Source organism: Lysobacter capsici (assembly GCF_018732085.1).
Taxonomy (GTDB): domain Bacteria; phylum Pseudomonadota; class Gammaproteobacteria; order Xanthomonadales; family Xanthomonadaceae; genus Lysobacter; species Lysobacter capsici_A.
On the sequence record NZ_CP076103.1, the window covers coordinates 4,964,465 to 4,985,068 of the forward strand.

Genomic DNA, 20,604 nt, shown 5'->3' on the forward strand with positions numbered 1-20,604 from the left:
CGTTTACCTCACTGCCTTCAATATGTCGTTAAGTGTCTGCGTGAATTCGATCTTGCGAACCCAGCCGGTATCGCGCGTCGTCTCGGCCGCGTCGGCCGCCATCCGCCGCTGCTCGGCGGGACGAAACCGGGCCGGATCGCGCCGGACTTCGGCTTCCACATCGGCCAGGCGCAACAGCTCGGCGAGTATCTCGCTGACCTTGCGCTCTATGCCCGACGCGACGATATAGCGCTTGCCCGGCTGGCCGAATTCGAGAATCTTGGCGTAGGCGTCGACCACGTCGCGGACATCGGTGAAGTCGCGGGTGCTTTCGATATCGCCCACGTCCAGGACAGGGGCCTGCGCTCCGGCCTTGATGGCCACGATCTGGGAGGCCAGCGAAGGCACGACGAAGCGATCACTCTGAAACGGCCCGATGTGATTGAACGGCCGCGCGATCAACACATCGCGCCCCAGACGGCGACCCCACTGCAGGCACAGTTCCTCGGCCGCCAATTTGCTCGACGCGTAGGGATTGGCAGGCGAAGCGACGGTGGCGCCGTTCACCGGCAGACTTTCGTCGCTCACGCGCCCGTACACGTCGCCGGAACTCACGTACAGGAAGCGACCGTCGAAGCCCGCCGACGACAACGCCTCCAACAGATGCAAGGTGCCCATCACGTTCACGGCATAGGTTTCTTCCGGGTCCGATATGGATCTTGGAATGAAACTCTGCGCCGCCAGGTGGACGACCAGATCAGGCTTGTTTTCCGCTACGAACGCCTGCGTCGCCGCACCGTCGCGCAGATCGTGGCTGGGCGGGAAAACGATCGTTTCGTCGGCCGGGAAGCCGTGGTTTTCCACGGCCTCCATCACGTACCGTCCGACGAAGCCGGTCGCGCCGGTCAGCAGCAAACGACGGCTCATTGCACCGACACCGACTTGCGCGCAACGATCGCGTAATCGAACGCAGCCCGGGTCGGCTCGATCAATGCATTGATCGAGCAGGCGCCGGCGACATCGTCTGCGACGAACGCGATGCCGGGTTCCGGACGCGCTTCGAACAGGCGAAGGATGTCCGCCTGCGCGAAGCCGCGCGACTGGATCATCCAGCGCAGCATCTCCGGCGGAAGCGGATTGCGATGCGTGGGATCCATGTAGAAGCCCCATTGCGCGACCAATGCGTTCTCGGCGTTGGGCGTTTCAACGATCATGCCGCCGCCGGGCACCAGCACGCGCAGGGCTTGATCGAACAGCTCGATCATGACCTCGAACGGAAGATGCTCCGCCAGATGGAACAACGAGATCAGGCCGAGCGATTGATCGGGCAGCGAGCTCAGTTTCTCGATCGCGTCCTCGTTGGAAACATTGAGATGCTTGCTCTTGCACGCGTTCACGAAGACCTGGTTCAGATCCACGCCCGACGCGACCAGGCCGCGCTCCATGAGCATTTCCAGCCACTCGCCGCGCCCGCAACCCAGATCCAGCACCGGCGCGGATTCGGTTCCCGCGCCCAGATCGGAGACGAACTTCAGATAGGGCTGCAAGCGCTGCCGGATCTGTTCCTGCGATCCGCGGAACTGATCCTCGAAGTCCGCATACAGCGAGTCGAGATTCTTGAACGTGCTGGACGTTCGCGCTCCACCGTCCGCGGCGCGTTTTTCCTGCCGGCCCAATTCGATGGTGAGGCGTTCGGCCAGCGCATCGATACGCGTGTTGAGCGCGTCGATCAGTTCGATGCTCGGCTGCCGGACCAGGGCCTCCTCGATCGACGCGATCTTGGCCCGGTGCGTGCCGACCACTTGCGCCATGTGCTCGCGCAATTGCTGCAAATCGCCGCTGACGACGCCCACGTGGGTATCGGAACGATCCAGCAAGGTCGACAGACGCGTGACGTCGATGACCCATGCCAGGGCCGGGCCGAGCACGGGAATCCGACGCCAGGTGCGCAGCTTGTACGGAATCATCAGCCCGTCGATATGCACCGCTCGCGCGACGCCTTCCTCCGACCAGCGAATCCGGCCGAGCAGTTCCACCTTGCTCAGCGCACCGGAGCGCAATGCGCGCAGGTAGTCGAACGCGGCGCCGTCGGGCTCGCGCATCAGGACGGCGCGATAGACGTTCGCGACGAACTCGGCATCGTCGTAACGAACCAGATCGCCGAGCAAGTACTGCGACTTGCGCGTGAAGTCGCTGCCCGAAGCGCCGGTTTGGGCGATGCCGCCGAATTCGGAGGCCGTCGTCGTTCCCACCGTCGCCGTCAGTCTTTCGACACCGAGCTTGCTGCGCACGCGGCGCATCACTTCTTCCGCCGATATCAAATGCTCTTGGCCGGACGCCATCTAGCACTCCCCAAATATTCGATTAGTAGATGAAAGGGATTTACGGATTTGTTTCGGCGCCGCGGCGCTCGTCGGCGACCAGTCCGATCGAGATTTCAGGCGGCAGCCACGAGCTGCCGATGAAATAATCGCGACTGGCATTGACGACCGTGAACATCAGCGCCATGTCTTTCCATTGGTAATTGCGGCTCAGATGGTCCTGAGAATCGGTGAGGGACACCGATATCGAGTAGCTCCCTGGTCCCAGCGCCGCGACGAAGCGAGCTTGAAACACGAGTTCCTGGCCTTCGGCGACCGCCGACAAGCGCTGATGGGTATGGTACGTGTTGGTCCCGAACATCGGCTGTCCCAAGCGATCGCGGATCATGTACCCGAAAATCAGCTGATCCAGCGCCGAATGAGCGCGCACGCGGACGTTCAGGGTCACCTGATCGCCGACTTCCACGTACTCGGTCGCTTCGCCCGAGGCATTCAACAAGTTCACGCTCTCCAGCGACGCCTCGTAGCTGCCCGATTCGACCAGGACCGCGCCGTCGTCGCGCTTGGACAGGCTGATGACCGCCTGCTCCTTCTTGGCGATCAACGCATTGTAGTAGTCGATCACTTGTTGCGGCGCCGCATCCAGAATCAGGCGACCGGACTCGATCAGGATTGCGCGATCGCACAACGCCTGGACGGCGGTCGGATCGTGCGAAACGAACAGCAGGCTGGTGCCCTGTTCGCGGAATTCGCGGATCCGATCGAAGCACTTATGGACGAAATACGCGTCGCCGACCGAGAGCGCCTCATCCACGATCAACAGATCGGGGCGGAACGCGGTCGCCACGCTGAATGCGACGCGCATCTGCATGCCGCTGGAATAGGTCCGCACCGGCTCATTGAAGTATTCGCCGATCTCCGCGAAGGCTTCGATATCGGCGATGGCCCCTTCGATCTGGGCCTGCCCGAAGCCCATCAGTCCGGCCGCGTGAAAGACGTTCTGGCGGCCGGTGAGGTCGGGATTGAAACCCATGCCCAGCTCGAGAATCGCCGCGATGCTGCCGCTGCGGGTGACGCCGCCGGTGGTGGGCCGCGACGTGCCGGTGATCAGCTTCAAAAGCGTGCTCTTGCCCGCGCCGTTCTGGCCGACGATGCCCACGCATTCGCCCGGTCCGACCGAAAAACTGATGTCGCGCAACACCCAATGCTCTTCGGCCGGCCGAGTGCGCAGGCCGAACCACGACAGCACCCGAAGCCATTCGCTGGACCAGCGCGAATAGCATTTGCTCAATTCCCGGACTTGCAGCCGCGCCGTCATAGCGAGTCCACCATTTCGGCGTTGGATTTTCTAAAGACGAAGAACGCCATCAACGACAGCACGACGATGCAGATCGTCAGGCTCGTCAATCCGCTCCATAGCGGCGGCTTTTCATAGACGAGGACGTTCTGGTAACTGGTGACCAGCACGTACAACGGATTCATGCCGAACCAGAACTGGAAGCGCGGCGGCAGCACGCCCAGGTTGTAGACGATCGGCGTCAGCCAGAACAGCGCGGAAAGGATCACCGGGACGACCTGCCCGACGTCGCGCATGAACACGTTGATGACCCCGAGAAATATCCCCAGCGCCATCGCCAGCAACAAGGTCAGCCCGACCAGGACGGGCAGCCACAGCGCCTGCACGCCGGGAAAATGTCCGAGCGCGGCGAACACGGCGAAGATGGCCAGCGACAGCAGGATATTGTTCACCAGCATCGTGCCGGCGGCGATGATGGGCAAGCAGATCCGCGGGAACGCCATCTTCTTCATCAAGTTGCCGTTGTCGATGAACAACGTCAGGCATTTGGTGATGGTTTCGGCGAACAGCGTCCAGAACAGCATGCCCGCCATCAGATACAGCGCATAGGCGTACTTGCTGTTGACGCCCGGCAGTTTCGCCGACAGCACCTCCGACAGGATCAAGGCGAAGATCAGCACCTGCGTGAGCGGATGAATGATCATCCACAGCCCACCGAGCTTGCTTCGGGTGAAGCGAGCACGCAGGTCGTTCTTTATCGACGAAAGGATAAAGAACCGATAAGCCCATATTGCGCGAAGTAATTGTTTCATTGATCCATGGCTTCTTGGAAACAACCTGGCCGACGGCCAGGCCTCAGTGTTTTGCGCTCAGGCCCGACAGCCTGTCCGTCAAGGAACGGGCGGTACGGTCCGGAGAAAGGGTTCGACTCACGTCCGCCATCGCGCGGCGGCCGATACGCTCGGCCAGGGCCTTGTCGTCGGCGACTCGTCGCATCAGCGACGCGGCATGCGCGATATCGGGCTCGGCCCATTGCAGTCCTTCCGCCAACGGATACTCTCCGGGCTTGACCGCGATGAGGCGGCTATCGACCAGGAGACTGTTCTCCTCGGTCATGAACTCCATGTTTCCCGACCAGCCGGTGGCGATTACCGGCTTGCCGAGCTTCATGCTCTCGGCCATTCCCAGGCCCAGCCCTTCGGCTCTGTGCAGCGAAACGTAGGCGTCGCTGCAGCGCTGCAGCGCGCGCAGGTGCCGGGTGTCGATGATGTCGTCCTTGAGCGCGATGCGCGTATCGCCGCCGATGGCCTCGAGCAACTGCCTCAACGCGGCCGGATTGCGGTGCCCGTTGCTCGACTTGACCATCAAAAACACGTCGCGCCGATCCTCGGCGAAGGCCTGGCGAAAGGCCCGGATCACCGCAAGCGGGTTCTTGCGTTCGATGGACGAATTGAAATCGAAGGTGCACAGAAACGAAAAGGCGTTCGCGGGCATGCCGAAGTCCGCGCGCTGCAACTGGCTGTACTCGATTTCAAACAGCGGGAACCCCACCTTGGTGACCGGCTTGTCGGTAATCGCCCGGAACGCCTCGGCGACGAAATCCGTCGCCACCATGATTTCGTCGACCCGCGCGATCGCCGGAAGCCACTCGATCGGCACCTTCGCCAGTTCCCAGAACCAGAAGCCGATCACGTAGCGGCCATCGCGGGCGGCCACGTCGGCCTGGTCGAGCGCGCTCTCGAAATGGTCCGGATTCACAAAAACGAGCGTCGACCCGTACGGAAGCTCGCGGCCGAGCCAGGGCTCCATGCTGCGATCGTTCATTCCGTGGGGGACGTCGATATCGGCGTCGCGAAGAGCCACCGGATAGCCCGCCCTCAGCAACGCCGCCGCGTAGGCTCGGGCGCTTTCCGCCAGACCGAACTGGCCGCGAAAATAACCGAGCAGATTGACACCCTCGGCCGCGCGTTCATGCCGATCGGTCGTCGCCCGCGCGCCGGCATCCGGAACTTCGGAACCCGCGGCCTCGTCCCAACGGCTGCTGCGTTCGAAACTCAGACTTCTGCTCATGCGGGAATTGAACACCGACGCCACGCGGCGGCGCAGATCGTCCGGCATCGCGCGATACAAGGCCAACAGCCATGACTGCCGCCCCGCCCATCCGCCGGCCTGCGTCACCGCCGCATTGATGCTCCGGCCAAGATCGCGTCCGCTAGTCACCCAACGGATCTCGCGCTATGCACCCAAGCGAGGCGCCGATCGCGTCTGTCACTGCACGGCCCCCAGCGCATGTTCAAGCTCAGCGCGCAAATCCGCCACGTCCTCCACGCCCACGCTCAGCCGCACCAGATTGTCGGTAATGCCCAGCGCCGCGCGGCGATCGGGCGGGATTGAGGCGTGCGTCATCACCGCCGGGTGATTGACCAGGCTTTCCACGCCGCCGAGCGATTCGGCGATGGTGAACAGTTCGCAGCGCTCCATCATCCGGCGCGCGCCGTCCATGCCGCCCTTGACGTAGATGCTGACCATGCCGCCGAAGCCGTGCATCTGGCGCTTGGCCAGTTCGTGCTGCGGATGCGATTTCAGGCCGGGATAGATGACTTTTTCGACGGAAGGATGAGTTTCCAGCCATTCGGCCAACGCCTGCGCGTTCTCGCAATGCGCCTTCATGCGCAGATGCAGGGTCTTCAGGCCGCGCAGGGCGAGGAAGCTGTCGAACGGGCCCTGGATGCCGCCGACCGCGTTCTGCAGGAAGGTCATGCGTTCGGCGAGGTCCGCGTCGTCGCCGACCACGGCGATGCCGCCGACGATGTCGGAGTGGCCGTTGAGGTACTTGGTCGCCGAGTGCATGACGATGTGCGCGCCCAGTTCGAGCGGGCGCTGCAGGATCGGCGAGGAGAAGGTGTTGTCGACCACCACCACCAGGCCGCGCTTACGCGCGATCGCGGCGATGGCGGCGATGTCGACCAGCTTGAGCAGCGGGTTGGTCGGGGTCTCGATCCAGACCAGCTTGGTCTCGGGGCGGATCGCGGCTTCGAACGCGGCGGTGTCGCTCAGGTCGACCCAGCTGAAGTCCAGGCCGGCGCTGCGGCGGCGCACGCGCTCGAACAGGCGGTAGGTGCCGCCGTAGACATCGTCCATCGCGATCACGTGGCTGCCGGCGTCGAACAGCTCCAGGATGGTCGAGGTCGCGGCCAGGCCGGAGGCGAAGGCGTAGCCCTGGGTGCCGCCTTCCAGGCCGGCGATGCAGCGCTCGTAAGCGAAGCGGGTCGGGTTGTGGCTGCGCGAGTATTCGAAGCCCTGGTGCTGGCCGGGGCTGCTCTGGGCGTAGGTCGAGGTGGCGTAGATTGGCGGCATCACCGCGCCCGTGCTCGGGTCGGGCGATTGTCCGGCGTGGATCGCGAGGGTGCCCATACCGTACTTGCGGGCGTCGCCTTCAGGCGGCTGTTGGCTCATTGGATGGTTCCCATGGACGGCGTAATCCGCCTGTTGGCGCAACCGCGAAGTTTAACATTCCCGTTGTGAGCGCCTGTTCGCGCCGGCCCGGACTTCAGGCGGCGTGCAGGCGGGGTATGCAGGTCACGGGGCTATGGGCAGCCGGTCACGCTGGGAGGCGCGGCTTGGCTGAATGCGCGGACTTGAAGGGCTTGGCTGGGGCGGCGGATTGGCTGCCGCTTCGGCGAGCGATCCGCCAATGGCCGCGTCCGCCAATGGCCTCGCGGGCAAGGAACGTGATCGCCCGGCCCATGAGCTCGGGAGCCCATGAGGTGTGGACGGAATCAGGATCGGACCAGGGTCCAGGCCTGCGAAAGGCGCGGCGTTTGCCTCTGCGCGGCTTCAAGCCCCTCTCCCGCGTGCGGGAGAGGGGTTGGGGTGAGGGCGCGCTTGCCCTCATCCGCCCTTCGGGCACCTTCTCCCGCAAGCGGGAGAAGGGCTCACTGGTGGCTCCCGGGAATCGGCACCGGGTTCAGGGCGCCGCGGCGCCCTGGGCCGGCCGCTTTACTGCACGCGTCGGCGCAGGAAGTTCAGCAGGTCGATGCGGGTGATCAGCCCAAGGAACTTGTCGCCGTCCATGACGATGGCGACATGGCCGCGGTCGAACACCGGCAGCAGCGATTCGATCGGGTCGGCGACCGGGATCTTGTCGAGCTTGCTGACCATCGCGGTGGAGACCGGATCGCGGAAGCGCGATTCGTCGCCGTACACGTGCAGCAGCACGTCGCTTTCGTCGACGATGCCGACGATGTGTTCGCCGTCCATCACCGGCAGCTGCGACACGTCGTACAACTTCATTCGCTGGTAGGCGGTGACCAGCAGATCGTTCGGCCCGACCACCACCGTGTCGCGCTGCGAATACGGACGCAGGATCAGATCGCGCAGATCGCCGTGCTGCTCGCGCTGGATGAAGCCGTTGTCGAGCATCCAGTAGTCGTTGTACATCTTCGACAGGTACTTGTTGCCGGTGTCGCAGACGAACACCAGCACCTTCTTCGGCGTGGTCTGTTCGCGGCAGTACTTCAGCGCCGCGGCCAGCAGGGTGCCGGTCGAGGAACCGCCGAGGATGCCTTCCTTTTCCAGCAGCTCGCGCGCGGTCAGGAAGCTTTCCTTGTCGTTGATCGCGTAGGCCTTCTTGACCCGGGTGAAGTCGGAGATCGGCGGCAGGAAATCCTCGCCGATGCCTTCGACCATCCAGCTGGCCGACTTGTCCGACAAGGTGCCGCGGTTGATGTATTCCTCGAGGATCGAACCGACCGGATCGGCCAGGATCAACTCGGTGGCGGGCGACAGCCTGGCGAACGCGCGCGACAGGCCGGTCATGGTGCCGGAGCTGCCGCAGCCGAACACGATGGCGTCGAGCTCGCCGCCCATCTGCTCGAGGATTTCCGGCGCGGTGCCGAACTCGTGCGCGGCCGGGTTGTCGGGGTTGCCGAACTGGTTGATGAAATAGGCGCCGGGGGTTTCGCCGGCGATGCGCTCGGCGAGGTCCTGGTAGTAATCCGGATGGCCCTTGGCCACGTCCGAACGGGTCAGCACCACCTGCGCGCCCATCGCCTTGAGGTTGAAGATCTTCTCGCGGCTCATCTTGTCGGGCACGACCAGCAGCAGCTTGTAGCCCTTCTGCTGCGCGACCAGGGCCAGGCCGATGCCGGTGTTGCCGGCGGTGCCTTCGACCAGCGTGTCGCCGGGCTTGATCTTGCCGGCCTTTTCGGCCGCTTCGATCATCGACAGGCCGATGCGGTCCTTGATCGAACCGCCGGGGTTCTGCGATTCGAGCTTGAGATACAGCTCGCACACCCCGGTGTCCAGGCGCTGGGCCTTGACGATCGGGGTGTTGCCAATGAGTTCGAGTACCGAGGAGTGAATGGCCATGCGGCTCCTGCCAGCCGCTACCGTGCGGCGAATCGGAGCATTCTAGCCGCCGGGCCGTGGGTCGCGCCTGCTTGAGAGGCTGGAACGCAGCGTGCGCGGGACCGTCGAGTAGCTCGGCTGCGGGCTTAGGGCGGGTGGATCGTGGCGCCGCTGCGGCGTCTTTTGTGGGAGGGGCTTCAGCCCCGACGCTGTTCGATCAGGACTTGGAGATCCATCGGGACTTCGGGAATTCGAAGCGAACTGAGACAAGAGCGTCGGGGCTGAAGCCCCTCCCACAAAAGACCTCGCAGTGACCGCGTCAGTCGTGGCCGCAAGGAGAGACGGTCGTCGGAAACCGATCGGGTTCGAAAGTCACAACAAGAGCCTGCTCCGTCCAGCGCTCAGATCATCGCCAGGAGCGAGTGGTAGCCGCGGGCGGCGGCGATCGACGAGGATGACCGCCGCCGCCCGCGCTAAGCCTGGAGCCGCGACCGCGGGCGGGTCGGGTCCGTTTGGACTGAGCCGGAGCCTTCGCGCCCGGCCGGTGCGCAACCGGCATCGCGCCGGCTGCGCTGCATGCGCGGCCGCCTCACCCGTCGGTGGGCCGCACGCAGGCGATGGGCTTCAATGTTGCTGATCGTAGAGCTGGATCAGCCGATCCTTCGCAGCCAATTTCTCGCGTTTCATCTGACCCAAGGTGGTGTCGTCGATCGGCAGCACGCCGAGTTCGGCGTCCATGACCTTCTTGTCGAGATCCTTGTGGCGCTGGTAGAGCTGTTTGAACTCCGGGTTGCTCTTGATCAGCGCGTCGATTTCAGGCTGCGGTTGTTCTTCGAACATGAAAGCCTCCTTCAGCACGAATGCAAACGCCCCGGCCGCGAGACCAGGGCGTTGCGGGGGACCGTAAGGTGCGTCGGGCTCGGTGCGGCGCCGGCTTCGCACAGGCCGGCCGCGCGCGGATGTGCGGCGGCGGGATCCTGCGGAAAGGGCGTATCGCTCATCGGCCTGACTCTTCGCCAAGCGGCGGTAGAACCGCTCGGATAATCGACCCTACTCCTGCGATCCGGATCCGGCAAGAGTGGACTGCAAACGGTTTCAGGTTCGAGCCATGATCGGGCGCGAGGCCGGGAAACTATAGTTAAGCCATTGATATTTTTAGGTTAACCGGCACAACCCCAGTGTCAGGATGGCGAGGCGAATGCCACCTGCAATGAGGCTTTGCTCTACACGGCCGTTCGTCGGGTGGAGGGGCGATCGTGCGGCGTGGCTCCGTTATTTGACGCAGCCACGGCCAAGGCGGCGCAGGGCCGACTTTTTTGTGGGAGGGACTTGAGCCCCGACGCTTTCCGTTCCGCCGGGAGGCCTTCCGGCGATCTGATCGAAAGGCGTCGGGGCTCAAGCCCCTCCCACAAAAGACCTCGCGGACCTGCCTCACGCCGCCCGACAACCCGACCATCCAACAAGCCGGCGCCCCGACTGACCGACCGACGTTTCGGCGGTGCGCGATTTGGCGATCTGGCGATCCGAGCGGAGCCGACACGGCCGGCAGGACGGGCAAAGCCACGGCCCCCCTGTCCGCACGCCAAACCAAACGAGCCGGACAAGCCGGCTCGTTTTCGCTGCATCCTTGCGCTGCGCCCCAGCGCCCGCCCGGCTTACTTCTTCTTCGGCTTGGGCTTGGGCGCCGGCTTGGGCGGGGTACCGGTTTCGCCCATCAGCTCGGCTTCCTTGCGCGCCAGTTCGGCATCGCGCTCGCGCGCGGCGCGCAGTTTGGCGGCCTGCTGGCCGGCGACGTTGTCGAGCAGGCCCTCGGCCTCGGCGCGGGCCTGGGCTTCCTGGTCGGCGGCCAGACGCAGACGCTCGGCCTCTTCGGCCTGGATCTGGGCCTGCACGCGCAGGCGCTCGGTCTCGGCGCGGGCGCGGTCGGCGTCGCGGCGGCTGGCTTCGACCAGCAGTTCGCTGCGCTCGCGGTCGAGGCGATCGACCTCGCGCTGGGCCAACTGGGTGCGGGTCACGATTTCGGCGGTTTCGACCCGGCGATCGGCGATCCGCAGCGCCCAGGCGCGGTCGCGGCTGCGCGCGGTGCGCACCGCGTCGATGGCCTGACGCGCGCGCAGGCGCTCGAAGGCGCCGAACTGGGCGGCGTCGGGATTGGACTCGATCACGATCACCCGCTGGTTCAGGCGGGCGAGGTCGGGATCGTCGGGCGGCGCGGCGAAGGCCGCGGCGCAGGCCAGGGACAACGCCGTGGCGGCGAGCGTGCGCAGGACGAGGCCGCGGCGGAAATCGGCGAACGCGCTCATTGGCCGGCTCCGGTCTGCAGGCGACGGCGCAATTCGGCGATCTCGGCGCGGCGCTGGTTGAGTTCGGCGCCGGTCTTGGCCTCGCGGCTGCGGGCCAGGGCCAGGTCGGCTTCGGCCGTGGCGGTCAGGGCCAGGCGCCGGGCGTCCTCGTCCTTGCCCTGCGACAGCGCGCCCTGGGCCGCGCTCAGCGCGCTGCGCGCGGCGTTGAGGTCCTGCGGCGCGTACTGGTCGGCGTCGGCATCGTCGGCGCGCATCACCGCCTGCTGCGCGGCGGACAGCTCGCCCGTGGGCGGAGGCGTGGAGGCGCAGCCGGCCAGGGCGGAAGCGAGAACTGCGGCCAGCAGCGGCAAACGAAATTGTGCGAAGCTTGCGGTCATTAGGGGAGCGCTGTGCGGAAGGGATGACGCACGGACATTGTCGTCAGGCCGGCAGCGTGCTTGCAACGGCGCGCGCCGTCAACAAGGGGTATGAATGCATGGACATCGGCTATTTCCTGAAGCTGATGACGGAAAAGAACGCGTCGGACATGTTCCTGACGACCGGCGCGCCTGTGTACATCAAGGTCGAGGGGCGTCTTTACCCGCTCGGCAACACCGGCCTGCCGCCCGGCATGGTCAAGAAGATCGCCTATTCCTTGATGGACGAAGGCCAGGTGCCGCTGTTCGAGCGTGATCTCGAACTGAACATGGCCCTCGCCCTGCCCGACGCCGGGCGTTTCCGCATCAACGTGTTCAAGCAGCGCGGCGAAGTCGGCATGGTGATCCGCGCCATCCGCAGCATCATCCCGAGCATCGAGGAGTTGCAGCTGCCGCAGGTGCTCAAGGACATCATCATGGCGCCGCGCGGGCTGGTCCTGATCGTCGGTTCGACCGGCTCGGGCAAGTCGACCACGCTGGCGTCGATGATCGACCACCGCAACACCAACACCGCCGGCCATATCCTCACCATCGAGGACCCGATCGAGTACCTGCACAAGCACAAGAAGTCGATCGTCAACCAGCGCGAGGTCGGCCTGGACACCCACGCCTTCCACAACGCGCTCAAGAACGCGATGCGCGAAGCGCCCGACGTGATCCTGATCGGCGAAATCCTCGATGCGACGACCATGGAAGCGGCGATCGCGTTCGCCGAAACCGGTCACCTGTGCCTGGCGACTCTGCACTCCAACAACGCCGACCAGACCCTGGAACGCATCCTCAACTTCTTCAACGAGTCGGCGCACAAGAACGTGCTGATGAACCTGGCCTTGAACCTCAAGGCGGTGGTGTCGCAGCGCCTGGTGGTCGGTGTCGACGGGCGGCGCCTGCCGGCGGCCGAAATCCTCATCAACACCCCGCACGTGCGCGACCTCATGCGCCGCGGGCAGGTGCACGAGATCAAGCAGGCGATGGAAGAATCGCTGGAAGACGGCATGGAGTCGTTCGACCAGTGCCTGTTCCGTCTGTACAAGGAAGGCCGGATCGAGATGGAGGAGGCGCTCAAGGCGGCCGACTCGCGCGACGGCCTGGCGCTGAAGTTCCGCCTGTCCGAGGGCGGCACCGGCGAGCACGATCCGTATGCGGATATGTATGACGCAACCGCGGCGCACTGAGGCCGGCGGTTAGGCAGTTCGATGATCGGCCGCTGATTCAGCGGCCGATTTTTTTGGGTGGTTGCGAAGCCGCTGATCGAAAGGCGTCGGGGCTGAAGCCCCTCCTACAAAAACTCACGAAGCTTGCGAGGTCTTTTGTGGGAGGGGCTTGAGCCCCGACGCTTTCCTCTCAGCCCAGGACCAACCCACAAGCGGGCTCACGCTACGTCGCCACGAACGCATAAGCGCTCAACGAAACCCTCAACCCGGCGGCCGATCCGGCTGATTCTCCGGCCGCGCCCGGTCGAACTCGGGCAGTTCCAGACAGGCCTGTTCGATCCGCAGCAAGGTCGGGAACGGTTCCAGCGGCACGCCGAAACGGCGCGCGTTGTACAACTGCGGGATCAGGCAGCAGTCGGCCAGACCGGGGCTGTCGCCTTCGCAATAAGTACCGGTGGCCGGATGATCGGCGAGCATCGCCTCGACCGCGGTGAAGCCTTCGTGGATCCAGTGCGCGATCCAGCCGTCGCGTTCGGGCTGCGGGACGTTCCAGGTGCCGTCGAGGTACTGCAGCACCCGCAGGTTGTTGAGCGGATGGATTTCGCAGGCGATGGTCTGGGCGATCGCGCGCACGCGATGGCGATCGCGCGCGGTGACCGGCAGCAGGTTCGGCCGCGGCCAGGTTTCGTCGAGGTATTCCAGGATCGCGATCGACTGGCTCAGGGTGCGCCCGCCGTGCTGCAACACCGGCACCAGCCCCTGCGGATTGAGTTCGCGGTACGCCGGCAGATGCTGCTCGCCGCCGCCGCGAACCAGGTGCACCGGCACGATCTCGTACTCGAGCCCCTTGAGGTTCAAACCGATACGCACGCGATACGAGGCGCTGGAGCGCCAATACGAATACAACCGCAATTGCTCGCTCACCCGGGCTCCACCTGGTTGTCGCTGCACCCCTGCACGGCGAACCTTACCGGTTGCGCCGCGCCGGAGTCGACCTCTCGTCCCGCGCCTGACGCCGTCAGGCGGAAGGCCGTTCCATGCGCTGTTCGATCGCGCCGAACAGGCTGCTGCCGTCGGCGTCGAGCATTTCGATGCGCACGGTGTCACCGAACTTCATGAACGGCGTCGACGGCTTGCCGTGCTCCAGCGTCTCGACCGTGCGCTTCTCGGCGAAGCACGAAGCGCCCAGCGAGGTGTCTTCGTTGGCGACCGTGCCCGAACCCACGATCGTGCCGGCCGACAGCGGCCGGGTCTTGGCCGCGTGCGCGACCAGTTGGGCGAAGTTGAACTGCATGTCGATGCCCGCTTCCGGCGCGCCGAACCACTCGCCGTTGATGTGCGTGAGCAGCGGGCGATGCACCTTGCTGTCGATCCAGGCCGGGCCGAGTTCGTCGGGCGTGACGAACACCGGGCTCAGCGCCGAACGCGGCTTGGACTGCAGGAAGCCGAAGCCCTTGGCCAGTTCGTTGGGAATCAGATTGCGCAGCGAGACGTCGTTGATCAGGCCGATGAGCTGGATGTGGCCGGCCGCGTCTTCGGCGCTGACCGCCATCGGCACGTCGTCGGTCACGATCACCACTTCGGCTTCCAGGTCGATGCCGTAGTCCTCGCTGACCACGCGGACCGGATCGCGCGGGCCGTAGAAGCCGGCGCTGACCGCCTGGTACATCAGCGGGTCGGTGTAGAAGCTTTCCGGCACTTCGGCGCCGCGCGCTCGGCGCACGCGCTCCACGTGCGGCAGGTAGGCGCTGCCGTCGACGAATTCGTAGGCGCGCGGCAAGGGCGCGGCGAGCGCGGCGAAGTCGACCTCGAAGGCATCGGCGGCGGTGCCGGCGTTGAGATCGTCCGACAGCGCGTTGAGCCGCGGCGCGGTGTTCGACCAGTCCTCCAGCGCGCGCTGCAAGGTGTCGGCGATGCCGGTCGCGCGCACGGCGCGGCTCAGGTCGCGCGAGACGACGATCAGCGTGCCGTCGCGGCCGCCTTCCTTCAGGGATCCAAGCTTCATCCAGACCTCGCTATCGATTCAGGGCGCCGCGGCGCTATGGTTTCAATTGTAACCACTCGCGGCGCCATTGGCAGCCGTGGGCTCGGGACGCCGCTTAATGAGATCGGCCGGTCCGGGAACCTGCCGTAGCCAGCGCCGGGCCCCGCCAGCGCTGCGTTTGCGGCCCCGCCACCGCTCGCTCCGGCCGCCATTTTGCCGCCTTCCGGGCCGGCCCGAAAAAAACTTTGAAATTTCTTGATGGGTCCGGCCGCCCTTCCCCGGTTTGTTGAGTAAGCGCGGCGTGGTCACGCCCGGGTTCGCCGGGACAGACCCAGCCACGGGAGGCCGGGATTGGGGATTCGGGATTTGGGATTCGGAAAAAGCAAAGCGGCAAAGCGCTTGGCGTCCCGAATCTCCAATCCCCAACCCCGGCTTCACCGAGTTGAGGGCTCGTCCCTCTGCGACCGCGTGATTTTCCCAATCATGCCTATGGAGTCCATCATGAAAACCCAAACCTCTACCCTGCTCCTGCGCGCCCTGCCGGCCGCGCTCGCCCTGTGCGTCAGCGCGGGCGTCAATGCCCAGGCTCTCACCATCGACGTGGTCAACCCGATCAAGGACGGCAAGGTCGTGTTCGAAGCGATCGGCCCGGCCCAGGTCGGCGGCGCCAAGCAAGGCCGCGTGTCGCTGCGCATGGGGATCCGCAACGACGGCGCCACGCCGTTGAAGATCACCAAGGTCGAGATCCTCAATCAGCTCGCCTCCAACTTCCTGGCGCCGGTCGAAATCGCGCCGGGCACCCAGTACGCGTTCCAGAACTGCAATTGCGACTATTCCAACCCGGACCCGAACGCGCCGGACGTGCCGGCCTCGTATCCGATCATCATCAGCGCGCCGTACCCGACCACGGTCAAGGTCGCGGTGTACGTGCAGGGCTTCTCGGCGCCGGTGATCAAGAACCTGCCGTTCACCGCCGCGACCAACGACAACGGCCCGCTGCGCTATCCGGGCAAGGCCAGCGACCTGCGCCCCAACGAAGCCTGGCAGACCTCGAGCAACCACGTCGGCGGCAGCCAGGCCTTCGGCCTGGACAACAGCGTGACCGGCTGGGACGGCGACTCGTGGGACGACAAGCGTCCCGGCGCCGATCCGACCAAGCCCGAAGGCCGCCGCGCCTACGGCCTGCCGCTGTACGCGATGGCCGACGGCATCGTCTGCGAAGGCCTCAACGACCTGCCGGAGTGGAAGAACTATCCGCGCGTGTCGAAGGAAATCGAACCCGAGCCGATCGCGCCGAGCACCGGTCAGTATTCGGCCGGCGGCAACTTCCTCAAGATCCAGGCCGGCAATGAAGTGGCGTTGTACGCGCACATGCAGCCCGGTTCGATCCCGGCCGAACTGCTGGTGCCCGGCGCGGTGGTCAAGCAGGGCCAGTACCTGGGCAAGGTCGGCTACACCGGCCAGTCCAGCGGCCCGCACGTGCACGTGCATGTCAGCCAGGAAACCTCGCCGGGCTCGTGCGAAGGCAACGCCGTGCGTCCGCGCCCGATGAGCTTCGCCCAGTTGCAGAGCCTGACCCGCGGCGAAGCCACCGCGATGGCCGGCGCCAACAACATGGACCCGACCGACTGGACCGCGCTGAGCAATCATTCCGCGCCGCATCCGTTCAGCCTGCTCTATCCGGCCAGCACGCCGTACCCGTTCGATGCCGCCGAAACCGACAACAAGACCTTCCTCGGCGTGTGGCGCGCGAGCAACGAGATCGAAATCCGGGTCAACAAGCCCAGCTGGACCGCCTTCACCCAGAAGCGCGCCGAACTGGTCGCCGACGACTTCCGTCTGGAACAGATCGACACCTACGTCGAGAACGGCGACCGCCACTTCGTCGGCGTGTACAAGCGCGGCACCGGCGCCGGCGCGCTGTACAACGCCAGCAGCTGGGCCGACTTCACCGCGGTGTGGCAGCAGCTCAGCGACGACGGTCAGCGCCTGGTCGACATGACCACCTACCTGAGCGGAACCACCCGTCACTACGTCGGGGTGTTCCGTCCCGGCACCGGCAACGCCGGCCTGTGGAGCCACACCGGTTTCTCGGCCTTCGCCGCCCAGCGCGAAACCGCCAAGGACCAGGGCCTGCGCCTGATCGACATGGAGAGCTTCGACATCGGCGACGGCCAGCGCCAGTTCATCGGCGTGTACCGCGCCGGCAGCGACGCCACCGCGTTGTGGCGCTCGACCTCGTGGGGCGGCTTCACCGCGAAGTGGGCCGAGTTGTCCGACGACGGCTACCGCCTGATCGATGTCGACACCTACGTCGATGCCGGCGTGCGCAACTACGTCGGCGTGTTCCGCGCCGGCAGCGGCGGCAAAGCGCTGGAAGCGGTCAAGGGTTGGCAGGGGTTGTATCAGTCGGCCGAGAAGTATGCGATCAAGGGATTGCGTCTGGTCGATGTGCAGGCGATCGAGTGAGGGTCGGGTTTGCGGCGCGGTTTGAGCGTCGCTGATCGACAAGTTCGACGTTAACGGGAACGCCGCCTGCGAGGGCGGCGTTCTTGTTTGGCGGTGTTTCGGTGTGCGAATGATCCGTCGCACGTGGATTTTCGTTGTCGATTGGAGTTGCGTCGTCGTTTGAGTGGCGCGGTCGCGGCTTGCGCCGCTCCTACAGGGAGGCCATGTGGCTTTCGCCTGAAGTCAGATTTCATTTCCAGCGCTGCGAGGCTTGTTGCTCGCGAGAACAAGAGGACACCCGTAGGGCGGCGTGCAGGATGCACGCCGTGCGCCACCGGGACATGGATGTCCCGTGTGGCGCATGCCCGCGCAAGCTCCGCACTCGCGGGCATTTGATTCAAAGAAAAGCGTTTTTCTTTGGTTACTTTTCTTTTGTCGCTTTAGACAAAAGAAAGTGACCCGCCGCTTTAGTGGCGGAAGCTTTTGATCCTGCTTGAAGCTTCTGCAGAAGCCATGCGCCGCAGCTAGCGCGACACCACCCGCAACCCCGGCGACCCGCGCTTGAGCGCATCCAGCCGCTGGAGCAAATCCGACTCGGCATACAACTCGCGCCGCAACGCCGGCTCGGCCAACCGTACCTGCTCCGCCGCCCCCTGCGCATCCCCGCGCGCGCGCAACACCTCGGCATACGGAATCCGCGCCTTGGCCGTCTTGACCTGCGCAGCACCCAACTGCTGCGCGCTGTCGGCCACGATCGCCGCCCACGCCCGCTCGGCCGCGGCCCAATCGCCGCGTCGCTGCGCCAGCTCGGCGCGCAGACCGGGAATGCGCGCGAGCATCAAGGCGTTGTACTCGCCGCGATCCAGATCCAGCGCGTTCAACCCCGCGGCCGCCTCATCGAGACGATCGGCGCTCAATAACCATTCGATCCGGCTTAACGCCACCATTAACCGCCCCGGATAGTCCTCGCCATAACGCGTATTCCAGACCCGCGTGGAATGCTCGATCAGCGGCTGCGCCCGCTCGCCGCGACCGGCCCGCGCCAGCAATCGGCCGAGCGCGCTTTCGATGCGCAGCACGCGCCGTTCCTCCGGGTCCAGATGCTGCCGCCGGATCGACAGCGCCAGGCTCCAGCGCCGCTCGGCCTCGGCCACATCGCCGCGCTCGTCGGCCAGCACCGCCCAGTTGTTGAGCACGCGCGCGTAATCCAGGCTGCGTTCGCCGGCGACGGTCGCCATGATCGCCAGCGCGGCGCGGTAGTGATCGTCGGCCTGGCGGAAGTCGCCGATATCCTGCGAGGTGTTGGCCAGGTCGGAATGAATATTGGCGACCATGTCGCTCTGCTCGCCGTACAGCTCGCGGGCGAGAATCAGGTTGTCGAGCAATTCGCGCCGGGTGTCGTCGACCCGTCCCTGGCCGAACAACGAGCGCGCCAGGCCGAATTGATTGAGCTGGGTGGCGACGGTGTTCGGGCCGCTCGCGCGGGTGATCGCCAACGCATCGCGGAAGGTCTGCTCGGCGCGCTTGAGTTCGCCGCGGCGCAGGTACAGCTCGGCCAGACGGCCGAGCATGCCCGCGCGCTCCTCGGGCGACTCGCGCATGGCGTGCCTGCGCCGCAGCTCCTGCGATTGCGCGAACGAGCGCTCGGCTTGTGGGTATTCGCTGTTGGCGACCTGGGCCAGACCCAGTGTGTCGTAGGCATCGGCCAGCGCACGCGGCTCACCGTCGCGCTCGCGCAGCGCCAGCGCGCGGCGTGCGATCGCGACCGCCTGGCGGCCGTACTGGCGCGTGCTCATTGAACGCGACAGTTCTTCCAGGGCTTGCGCGGCCTGGTCGGGACGCGCCACGGCCGGGTCGAGAAACTCCTTGGCCGCTTGTTCGAGCAAGGCCTCGGCGCGTTGCGGCTGACCCAGGTTGCGATACGCGCGGCCGAGCACCGCGCGCAGGCGCGCGCGGATCGCCGGGGTTTCGTCGAGCCCGCGTTCGATCCGTTCGGCCGAACTGTCGAGCACCTGACGCGCGCTGACTTCCTGATCCGGACGCGCGCCGCGCATGCGCGGGTCGGCGGCGTCGAAAGCCGATACCAGAAACTCGCTGACCTGTTCGGCCACCGCCGCCTCGCGCTGCGCATTCGCGCGTTCGGCGATGACCCGCCAGACGAAACCGCCGACGAGCAGCAACACGATCGCGCTGGCCGCGCTCTCGCGCCAATGCCGACGCAGATAACGGCCGAATCGATAACGCCAGGTCGGCGCGCGCGCCGTGACCGGACGCCAGGCCAGATGCCGATCGATATCCAGCGACAACGCCTCGACCGAGGAATAGCGTTTGCGCGGATCGAGCGCGCAGGCGCGCGCAGCGATCGCATCGAGGTCGCCGCGCAACGCGCCGCGCCAGGGACACGCCGCGCCGGCCCAGGCGCTGGACAGCGGCACTGGCGTGTCGCGCTCGCCGATGCCGCGACCGATCGCCCGGCACGCCAGCAACTCGGTCAACAACACGCCCAGCGCGAATACGTCGCTGACCACGCTGACCCGCGCGCCGCCGAGCAATTCGGGACTGGCATAGGCCGGGGTGCAGAAATCGTTGCCGCGTTCGCCGTCGCCGTGCTGCCGGTCCAGTACCTGGGCGATGCCGAAATCCAGCAACACCGGCTCGCCGTCGTCGAGCACCAGCACGTTGCCGGGCTTGAGATCGCAATGCACGATCAAGCGCTGATGCGCGCTCTGCACCGCGCCGCAGATGCGCTGGAACAGGCGCAGGCGTTCGCGCAGTCCGGGCTGGCGTTGCTCGCAGTAGTCGTCGAGCGCGCGGCCGGGCACGTACTCCATCACCAGATACGGCTCGCCGTTCGGCGTGGTGCCGCCGTCGTACAACCGCGCGATGTTGGGATGCTGCAATTCGGCCAGCAACTGCCGCTCCGCCGCCAGGCGCTGGGCGAATTCGGCCTGATTGACTCCGCTGCCGCGCAGCAGCTTGATCGCGACCTGCTGGCGGAACAGGCCGTCGGCGCGTTCGGCGATGAACACCGTGCCCATGCCGCCGCTCGCCAGCCGCTCGACCAGCATCCACGCGCCCAGGCGTTCGCCCGCGCGCAATTCGCTGTCGGGCCGGTTCGCCATCAACTCGCCCAACGGCTTGAGTGCCTGGTCGAAGCTCGCGGTCTGCGCCTGCAACAGGTCCAGGGCCTCGTCGATCAGCTCCGGATCGTCGCTGAGCCGTTGCAGTTCGTCGCGCCAACGATCGGCCGGCAGGTCGCAGACCGCATCGAACAAGGCGCGCAGTTGCTGCCAGCGTTGCGTTTGCATGGGGACTCCCGAGCGGTGGTGCGACGGCGTTGCGTGTGTTCGGTC

Annotated in this window: 15 protein-coding genes; 2 read left to right on the plus strand and 13 right to left on the minus strand. The window is 65.8% G+C overall.

Going from position 1 to position 20,604, the window contains the following annotated elements:
* Positions 1 to 3 precede the first annotated feature (3 nt).
* The 10 genes from KME82_RS20675 to KME82_RS20720 all read right to left on the minus strand — a co-directional run bounded on the left by KME82_RS20675 (position 4) and on the right by KME82_RS20720 (position 11,626).
* Positions 4 to 906: a GDP-mannose 4,6-dehydratase gene (locus tag KME82_RS20675; protein WP_215495676.1), complete on the minus strand. Its 903-nt coding sequence runs from the start codon at positions 904 to 906 to the stop codon at positions 4 to 6.
* Complete coding sequence (locus KME82_RS20680; protein WP_215495677.1) at positions 903 to 2,321, minus strand: methyltransferase domain-containing protein; 1,419 nt, start codon at positions 2,319 to 2,321, stop codon at positions 903 to 905. Before KME82_RS20680 ends, KME82_RS20675 begins: the two co-directional genes overlap by 4 nt.
* Positions 2,322 to 2,361: 40 nt before the next feature.
* Positions 2,362 to 3,618 carry an ABC transporter ATP-binding protein gene (locus KME82_RS20685; RefSeq protein ID WP_215495678.1) on the minus strand — a complete coding sequence of 419 codons (1,257 nt, stop codon included), beginning with the start codon at positions 3,616 to 3,618 and terminating at the stop codon, positions 2,362 to 2,364.
* Entirely contained in the window at positions 3,615 to 4,409 is a 795-nt protein-coding gene (locus tag KME82_RS20690) for an ABC transporter permease (protein WP_215495679.1), read from the minus strand. The genes KME82_RS20685 and KME82_RS20690 overlap by 4 nt, the downstream gene beginning before the upstream one ends.
* Before the next feature lie 43 nt (positions 4,410 to 4,452).
* Positions 4,453 to 5,817: a glycosyltransferase family 4 protein gene (locus KME82_RS20695; RefSeq protein WP_252255449.1), complete on the minus strand. Its 1,365-nt coding sequence runs from the start codon at positions 5,815 to 5,817 to the stop codon at positions 4,453 to 4,455.
* A gap of 48 nt (positions 5,818 to 5,865) precedes the next feature.
* Positions 5,866 to 7,053, minus strand: coding sequence for a cystathionine gamma-synthase (locus KME82_RS20700; RefSeq protein WP_215495680.1), 1,188 nt, complete (start codon positions 7,051 to 7,053; stop codon positions 5,866 to 5,868).
* A 543-nt stretch (positions 7,054 to 7,596) separates the two neighbouring features.
* A complete protein-coding gene (locus KME82_RS20705) occupies positions 7,597 to 8,967 on the minus strand; it encodes a pyridoxal-phosphate dependent enzyme (RefSeq protein ID WP_215495681.1) in 1,371 nt (456 codons plus the stop codon).
* Between the two features lie 603 nt (positions 8,968 to 9,570).
* Complete coding sequence (locus KME82_RS20710) at positions 9,571 to 9,786, minus strand: YdcH family protein (protein ID WP_031371506.1); 216 nt, start codon at positions 9,784 to 9,786, stop codon at positions 9,571 to 9,573.
* 815 nt (positions 9,787 to 10,601) lie between these two features.
* Entirely contained in the window at positions 10,602 to 11,249 is a 648-nt protein-coding gene (locus KME82_RS20715) for a hypothetical protein (protein WP_215495682.1), read from the minus strand.
* Positions 11,246 to 11,626 (minus strand): DUF4398 domain-containing protein, encoded by a 381-nt coding sequence (locus KME82_RS20720; protein WP_215495683.1) that lies wholly within the window; start codon positions 11,624 to 11,626, stop codon positions 11,246 to 11,248. The genes KME82_RS20715 and KME82_RS20720 overlap by 4 nt, the downstream gene beginning before the upstream one ends.
* 98 nt (positions 11,627 to 11,724) lie before the next feature.
* Between KME82_RS20720 and KME82_RS20725 the strand changes: the two genes are divergently transcribed.
* Positions 11,725 to 12,840 (plus strand): PilT/PilU family type 4a pilus ATPase, encoded by a 1,116-nt coding sequence (locus KME82_RS20725; RefSeq protein WP_036104874.1) that lies wholly within the window; start codon positions 11,725 to 11,727, stop codon positions 12,838 to 12,840.
* A 240-nt stretch (positions 12,841 to 13,080) separates the two neighbouring features.
* Here the strand turns inward: KME82_RS20725 and maiA are convergent, their stop codons facing one another.
* Both maiA and KME82_RS20735 read right to left on the minus strand, forming a co-directional pair.
* The gene (maiA, locus tag KME82_RS20730) at positions 13,081 to 13,743 is read right to left on the minus strand and encodes a maleylacetoacetate isomerase (protein WP_215495684.1); all 663 of its coding nucleotides are present in this window, start codon (positions 13,741 to 13,743) and stop codon (positions 13,081 to 13,083) included.
* A 94-nt stretch (positions 13,744 to 13,837) separates the two neighbouring features.
* Positions 13,838 to 14,824 (minus strand): fumarylacetoacetate hydrolase family protein, encoded by a 987-nt coding sequence (locus tag KME82_RS20735; protein WP_215495685.1) that lies wholly within the window; start codon positions 14,822 to 14,824, stop codon positions 13,838 to 13,840.
* Positions 14,825 to 15,304: 480 nt separating this feature from the next.
* On the opposite strand from KME82_RS20735, the gene KME82_RS20740 reads away from it, so the two are divergent.
* Complete coding sequence (locus KME82_RS20740) at positions 15,305 to 17,272, plus strand: peptidoglycan DD-metalloendopeptidase family protein (protein WP_215495686.1); 1,968 nt, start codon at positions 15,305 to 15,307, stop codon at positions 17,270 to 17,272.
* Positions 17,273 to 17,775: 503 nt separating this feature from the next.
* Here KME82_RS20740 and KME82_RS20745 read toward each other — a convergent pair.
* Positions 17,776 to 20,559: a protein kinase domain-containing protein gene (locus KME82_RS20745; protein WP_215495687.1), complete on the minus strand. Its 2,784-nt coding sequence runs from the start codon at positions 20,557 to 20,559 to the stop codon at positions 17,776 to 17,778.
* Positions 20,560 to 20,604 lie beyond the last annotated feature (45 nt).

Bases quoted from the DNA above. Each gene is read 5' to 3' on its own strand.
- KME82_RS20700 (WP_215495680.1), bottom strand. From the start codon at position 7,053: ATGAGCCAACAGCCGCCTGAAGGCGACGCCCGCAAGTACGGTATGGGC.
- KME82_RS20710 (WP_031371506.1), bottom strand. From the start codon at position 9,786: ATGTTCGAAGAACAACCGCAGCCTGAAATCGACGCGCTGATCAAGAGC.
- KME82_RS20715 (WP_215495682.1), bottom strand. From the start codon at position 11,249: ATGAGCGCGTTCGCCGATTTCCGCCGCGGCCTCGTCCTGCGCACGCTC.
- KME82_RS20705 (WP_215495681.1), bottom strand. From the start codon at position 8,967: ATGGCCATTCACTCCTCGGTACTCGAACTCATTGGCAACACCCCGATC.
- KME82_RS20740 (WP_215495686.1), top strand. From the start codon at position 15,305: ATGAAAACCCAAACCTCTACCCTGCTCCTGCGCGCCCTGCCGGCCGCG.
- KME82_RS20685 (WP_215495678.1), bottom strand. From the start codon at position 3,618: ATGACGGCGCGGCTGCAAGTCCGGGAATTGAGCAAATGCTATTCGCGC.
- KME82_RS20720 (WP_215495683.1), bottom strand. From the start codon at position 11,626: ATGACCGCAAGCTTCGCACAATTTCGTTTGCCGCTGCTGGCCGCAGTT.
- KME82_RS20725 (WP_036104874.1), top strand. From the start codon at position 11,725: ATGGACATCGGCTATTTCCTGAAGCTGATGACGGAAAAGAACGCGTCG.
- KME82_RS20680 (WP_215495677.1), bottom strand. From the start codon at position 2,321: ATGGCGTCCGGCCAAGAGCATTTGATATCGGCGGAAGAAGTGATGCGC.
- KME82_RS20735 (WP_215495685.1), bottom strand. From the start codon at position 14,824: ATGAAGCTTGGATCCCTGAAGGAAGGCGGCCGCGACGGCACGCTGATC.
- KME82_RS20690 (WP_215495679.1), bottom strand. From the start codon at position 4,409: ATGAAACAATTACTTCGCGCAATATGGGCTTATCGGTTCTTTATCCTT.
- KME82_RS20675 (WP_215495676.1), bottom strand. From the start codon at position 906: ATGAGCCGTCGTTTGCTGCTGACCGGCGCGACCGGCTTCGTCGGACGG.
- KME82_RS20745 (WP_215495687.1), bottom strand. From the start codon at position 20,559: ATGCAAACGCAACGCTGGCAGCAACTGCGCGCCTTGTTCGATGCGGTC.